Origin of the sequence: Mycetocola sp. (assembly GCF_046716805.1) — a bacterium.
Lineage (GTDB): Bacteria > Actinomycetota > Actinomycetes > Actinomycetales > Microbacteriaceae > Mycetocola_A.
This window is the reverse complement of the sequence record NZ_JBKJWH010000040.1, coordinates 1-4,968: the sequence shown is the minus strand read 5'-3', so window position 1 is coordinate 4,968 and position 4,968 is coordinate 1. Positions and strand designations below refer to the sequence as shown.

5 protein-coding genes and 1 pseudogene are annotated in these 4,968 nt (G+C 64.9%); 3 read left to right on the top strand and 3 right to left on the bottom strand.

Features of this window, described 5'->3' with window-relative positions; translation table 11 throughout:
* Positions 1-170 precede the first annotated feature (170 nt).
* Together ACLQ62_RS03285 and ACLQ62_RS03280 are read right to left on the bottom strand one after the other, a co-directional pair.
* Positions 171-344 (bottom strand): annotated as a pseudogene (locus tag ACLQ62_RS03285) (substrate-binding domain-containing protein); the annotation flags it as partial.
* Positions 326-463 (bottom strand): substrate-binding domain-containing protein, encoded by a 138-nt coding sequence (locus ACLQ62_RS03280; RefSeq protein ID WP_411720235.1) that lies wholly within the window; start codon positions 461-463, stop codon positions 326-328. The gene ACLQ62_RS03280 and the pseudogene ACLQ62_RS03285, both read right to left, overlap by 19 nt.
* Positions 464-1,031: 568 nt before the next feature.
* Between ACLQ62_RS03280 and ACLQ62_RS03275 the strand changes: the two genes are divergently transcribed.
* The 3 genes from ACLQ62_RS03275 to ACLQ62_RS03265 all read left to right on the top strand — a co-directional run bounded on the left by ACLQ62_RS03275 (position 1,032) and on the right by ACLQ62_RS03265 (position 4,389).
* Positions 1,032-2,705: a glycoside hydrolase family 3 protein gene (locus ACLQ62_RS03275; protein WP_411720234.1), complete on the top strand. Its 1,674-nt coding sequence runs from the start codon at positions 1,032-1,034 to the stop codon at positions 2,703-2,705.
* 90 nt (positions 2,706-2,795) lie between these two features.
* Positions 2,796-3,140: a fibronectin type III-like domain-contianing protein gene (locus tag ACLQ62_RS03270; protein ID WP_411720233.1), complete on the top strand. Its 345-nt coding sequence runs from the start codon at positions 2,796-2,798 to the stop codon at positions 3,138-3,140.
* 169 nt (positions 3,141-3,309) lie between these two features.
* Positions 3,310-4,389, top strand: a complete 1,080-nt coding sequence (locus tag ACLQ62_RS03265) for a LacI family DNA-binding transcriptional regulator (RefSeq protein WP_411720232.1) — start codon at positions 3,310-3,312, stop codon at positions 4,387-4,389.
* A gap of 9 nt (positions 4,390-4,398) precedes the next feature.
* Here ACLQ62_RS03265 and ACLQ62_RS03260 read toward each other — a convergent pair.
* Positions 4,399-4,968: alpha-L-rhamnosidase C-terminal domain-containing protein (locus ACLQ62_RS03260; protein WP_411720231.1), on the bottom strand; the 570-nt coding region annotated here is incomplete at its 5' end.

Below are 4,968 nucleotides of genomic sequence, written 5' to 3'. Positions count from 1 at the left end.
TCGCCACGTCCACAGTGTGGGGGACAGGACCAGGTATTGCATGGTCCCCTTAGCGGGTCCCGGTGTGTGTTCCTGTTATGTGACTCGTGGTTACCGAGCGCATAGTTGACGTGTCGAGGCGCACCGTGCGAGGGCGCTTCGTCTGTCCCGGTGAAGGGTTCCCCCGCCGGTCAGTGCCCCGTCGTTGACGTGCGGGTGACCAATTTCGCGGCGAACTCGTGTCTCTTCAATTCTGGACGCTCACCGTCGATCGCTCCGAGAAGGAGATCAACGGCCGCCCGTCCCATCTGATCGTATGGCTGCCGCGACGTCGTCAGCTGCGGATTCAGAAGAATCGCTGCACGTTCGTCGTCGAAGCGGGCACCGCGATATCCGACGGAACGCGCACACCGCGCGAGGCGAGCTCCCGCAGCACCGGCACCGCGAGACCATCGAACGCGCAGAATAGGGCGTCCGGAGCCACACCTGAGTCGAGAAGCTCTCCGAGTTCGCGGCATCGAAGACGGCATCATCTCGGTGTTCGGCCTGGATGATGAGCCCCTCATCTACCGCGATACCCGAAGCCAACAGCGCGTCTCGGTATTCCTTTCTCAGCGTCTGGCCCATCAAGTTGTCGAGGAAACTGGCTGACTTGGTGGTGAGAACGATCTTAGGCCGGAACGGTGGGCCTCGAACGAGCCCCTCAGGGCTGAGCGGTCCATCGACTGTGCGAAGCGGCTAGGGACCCGGCTGACCCGACGGAGGCTTGCACCGCCGCGTCAGTTAGTAGGGTGCCATGTGTACTCAACCTTGACTCGTGACGACAAACTCCAGTAAAGTTCAAATGCTTCAATTGAAGCGCTTCAATAGCTGCGTAACTCTCAACGAAGAGGGAATTCATGACGAACCAAACGCCCCTGCCCACATCTGTACGGAAACCTAAGATTAGGCGCGCATTCGCGCCGGTTCTGGCGGCAGCTCTCTTAGCTCCCACAATCGTCGGGGTCGGTGCTGGCGCCGCGGCTGCGGCGGACTGCGCGACGGTACCGTGGATGGATGCAGCGAGCTCGCCCGAGAAGCGAGCCCAAGCCCTGCTGGCGGCCAGCACACAACACCAGAAATACCGGTGGCTTGTCGAACAGCCGGCCAATAGTCCCCAGCAGACCGCCTTCTCCGGGGTAACCTACCCAGTGCAGGTAGATTGCACGCCGACTGTCGTTTACACAGACGGCCCCGATGGCGTCCGTTTTACGGCTGGAGTTACGGCGTTCCCGGCTCCTATCGCGGTCGCTTCGACCTGGAACGAAGGCCTCGCCGAGGCGAAGGGCGTCGCGCAGGGCGCTGAGGCATTTGATAAGGGGAAGAACGGTGTGCTCGGCCCCGGCCTGGCGAGCGGGCGTACGCCGCTGTCCGGGCGGACACCCGAGTACTTTGGCGAGGATTCTCTCCTCACCGGTTTGCTCACCGCCGCTACCGTGAACGGGCTCGAGAACGGCAACCCTGACAAGCCCGTCATCTCGAACCTCAAGCACTACGTGGCCAACGAGCAGGAACTTGATCGTCAGACGAGCTCCTCCAACATGGACGAGCGCACCCTCCGCGAGGTCTATGAGCTGCCGTTCGAAATTGCTCTCAACCGCAGCGAGCCCGAGAGCGTCATGTGCTCGTACAACCAGATCAACGGCGTTTACGGGTGCGAGAACCCCCTCCTGAACACCAACCTCAAGGGTGATCTCGGGTTTGGAGGCTATGTAGTCTCCGATTTCGGCGCCGTGCACTCCACCGCCGCATCCCTGATGAACGGCCTCGACCAGGAGCTGAACCGACCACGGTTCTTCACTCCTGCGCTGCTCGACGCCGCCTTGGCCGCCGGGACGATCACGCAGGCGCGCATCGACGAGGCGGCCACCCGCGTGATCGCCTCTTACATCCGGGGAGGTCTCTTTGACACGCCGCTTCCGACGACGCCCGTCGCGGATGCTTCCACCGTTGAACACAAGGCGATCGCTCGGCAGCTCGCTGAACAGGGCACCGTGCTTCTCAAAAACGATGGGGTCCTCCCGATCGCTCCCGAGGCCGGCCAGACCATCGCACTGTTCGGGCCGACGGCATCCAGCACCCCGACGAACGGCGTGAGCGCCGCCTCCGTCTGCAGCATGGCCTGGCGCTTCAACAACGCCGGCACGATGAACTGCGAGGACCTCGTCTCGCCGGAAACTGCGATCCGCGAGCGCGCCGCCGCTGCGGGTGCGACGGTGACATTCAACCCCGGCACCGACCTTGCCAGTGTCACCACGCAGGCTGCCTCCGCGGACGTCGCCATCGTGTTCGGCTACCAGCGCATGGGCGAGTTCAGCGACCTTCCCGACCTGAAGTTGCAGGGCGGCGGGGACGCGCTCGTCGCCGCCGTCGCGGCGGCCAACCCCTCGACCGTAGTCGTGCTGAACACGGGAAGCGCCGTGGAGATGCCGTGGATCGACGAGGTCTCCGGCGTCTTCGAGGCCTGGTACGCGGGTGAGCAGGCCGGACCTGCCCTCGCGGGCCTGCTTTTCGGCGACGTGTCGCCGTCGGGCAAGCTCCCGATGACGTTCCCCGCGTCGCTGGCTGACGTGCCGACGAAGACCCCGGCGCAGTACCCGGGCGTCTTCAGCAACGGATCGACGACCCGCCCAGCGGGTTCGACGGAGATCCGCCAGGTGGGCTTCACCGAAGGACTTCAGTTCTGATACCACTGGTATGAAGCGCAGGGCATCGATCCGCTGTTCGCGTTCGGGCACGGACTGTCGTACACCGAATTCGACTACAGCAAGGTCACCGTGACCCCGCAGTCCACCTCCGGTGACAAGGAGATCCGGGTGCGATTCCGACTCACCAACACCGGTGACCGGGTGGGCACTGAGGTGGCGCAGGTGTACGTCGAGTTGCCCGCCGGGGCAGGCGAACCGTCGCAGCGTCTGATCGGGTGGGAGCATGTGACACTGCAGCCGGGCGAGCACCGCAACGTCGAGATCGCTCTCTCCAGTGAGGATCTCGCGGACCTGCGCCTGCTGCAGTACTGGAACGCATCCACCGAATCCTGGACGACCGCGCCGGGCAACTACACCGTGCATGTCGGCGGCTCCGTCGACACTGACGCGGCAGCGACGTTCAAGATCAAGTAGAGCGTATCCGGAGGGCGGGGGAGAGGGCAGCGACCTTCACCCCCGCCCTCTTTCTGCGCGTGGAAGAGGGCGCGAGCGGAGCGTCCCTCTGAAGCGCTTCGAGGTCCGGCATAGGATATGACCAGGCCACGGCCGGTTCACGGCGGATGTCATCGGTAAGGGGCAGCAGATGAGTACTCAACAGCAGACCCCGTCGCGGATCGACAAGAGCGGCGCGCCAAGCATGAGTGACGTGGCCGCATTGGCCGGCGTGGCCCTGGGCACGGTATCGAACGTGCTCAACCATCCGCAGAAGGTGGCCGCCCCCACTCTCCGGCGCGTCCAGGCCGCCATCGACGAACTGGGCTTTGTGCGCAATGATCAGGCCCGCTCCCTGGCCCGCGGCCGGAGCTCCACCATGGGCCTGATCGTCACCGATATTGGGAACTCCTTCTTCGTGGACATTGCTCGCGGCGCGGAGGTCGGCGCGCAAAAAGGCGGCATGTCGCTGCTTCTGGCCAACAGTGACAACGACTTGGCCAAGGAGCAGACCTATCTGGACCTGTTCGAACAATCGCGCTTCGCCGGTATTCTCCTCGCGCCGTTCGAGGCGTCGACGGAGGGGCTCGAGCGTATCAAGGAACGCGGTCAGCCCCTCCTGCTCCTGAACGTGGCGACCCCGGCTGACAAGGGTTGCTCGGTCATCGTCGACAACGAGTACGGCGGCTATATCGCGGCACGGCACCTGATCGACCTGGGCCGCTCCCGCCTGGCTTTCGTCGGTGGCCCCGACCGCCTTGCCCCCCTCCTCGCGCGCCGGCTAGGCGTGGAACGGGCCATCGCCGAGTCCGGCGGCACGGTGGCGCTGGAGGAAATCATCGTGACCGCTGTCAACGCGCCGGAGGGCCGTGCCGTCGCGGACGCGCTGATCCAACGTGACCTGACCGAGCGTCCCGACGGCATCGTCGCCGCATCAGACCTGCTCGCGCTGGGCATAATCCAAAGGTTCCAAAACAGCATCCGGGTGCCCGAAGACATCGCCATCATCGGATACGACAACAACAATGCGGTCTGGGACAGCTTGATCCCGATCTCGACCATAGGGCAGCCCGGTTTCGAGATGGGCGTGCGCGGGGCTGAGCTTTTGGCCGACGCGATCACGAATCCAGCCACCCACCAACACCAGGTCCTCACCCTACTGCCGCACCTGATGGCGCGGGCGAGTTCGGTGGGTCACATCGACTCGGCCCCCGCCCCGCTCGCGCTGTAACGCCGGGGGTCAGGCGATGGCTGTCACGGCGGCCCGTTCTTCCGGATTATGGTGGTTGACCCTGGCGGTCCTCGCCGGGTCCGCGTCTGCCGCCCGCACGACGGCCTTGAACCGATGCTTTCCGGCACCGACAGTTCGAGCCTGAGCCTCGCCCGGCACCGACACCCGAGCCGAGACACCGGTCGGTACCACGACATCGAGGGTGAAGTCATTCCCCACCCGGGTCCAAGCGCTGGACGCGACCCCAAAAGGGGTGAGCAGCTCCGCGCTCGCGGAGGTCAGTCTCCCGCCCGGCCGCGGCGCGATAGCCAGCTTCCGGTAGCCGGGTGCTGCCGGCGCGAGGCCGCCCACCACCCTGTGCAGGTAGTCGGCCACGGCACCGAGCGAGTAGTGGTTGAACGAAGTCATCTCGCCGGGATTGATGCTGCCGTCTGGCAGCATACTGTCCCAGCGCTCCCAAATCGTGGTCGCTCCCATCGTCACCGGGTAGAGCCAGGACGGAAACGCCGTCTGGGTCAGGAGGTGGTACGCGGTGTCGAACGCGTCGACGCGGGCGAGCGCATCGCAAATTATAGGCGT

What these genes read in the sequence shown, in the direction of transcription:
- ACLQ62_RS03275 (WP_411720234.1), top strand. Translation starts at nt 1,032, where the DNA reads ATGGATGCAGCGAGCTCGCCCGAGAAGCGAGCCCAAGCCCTGCTGGCG.
- ACLQ62_RS03265 (WP_411720232.1), top strand. Translation starts at nt 3,310, where the DNA reads ATGAGTACTCAACAGCAGACCCCGTCGCGGATCGACAAGAGCGGCGCG.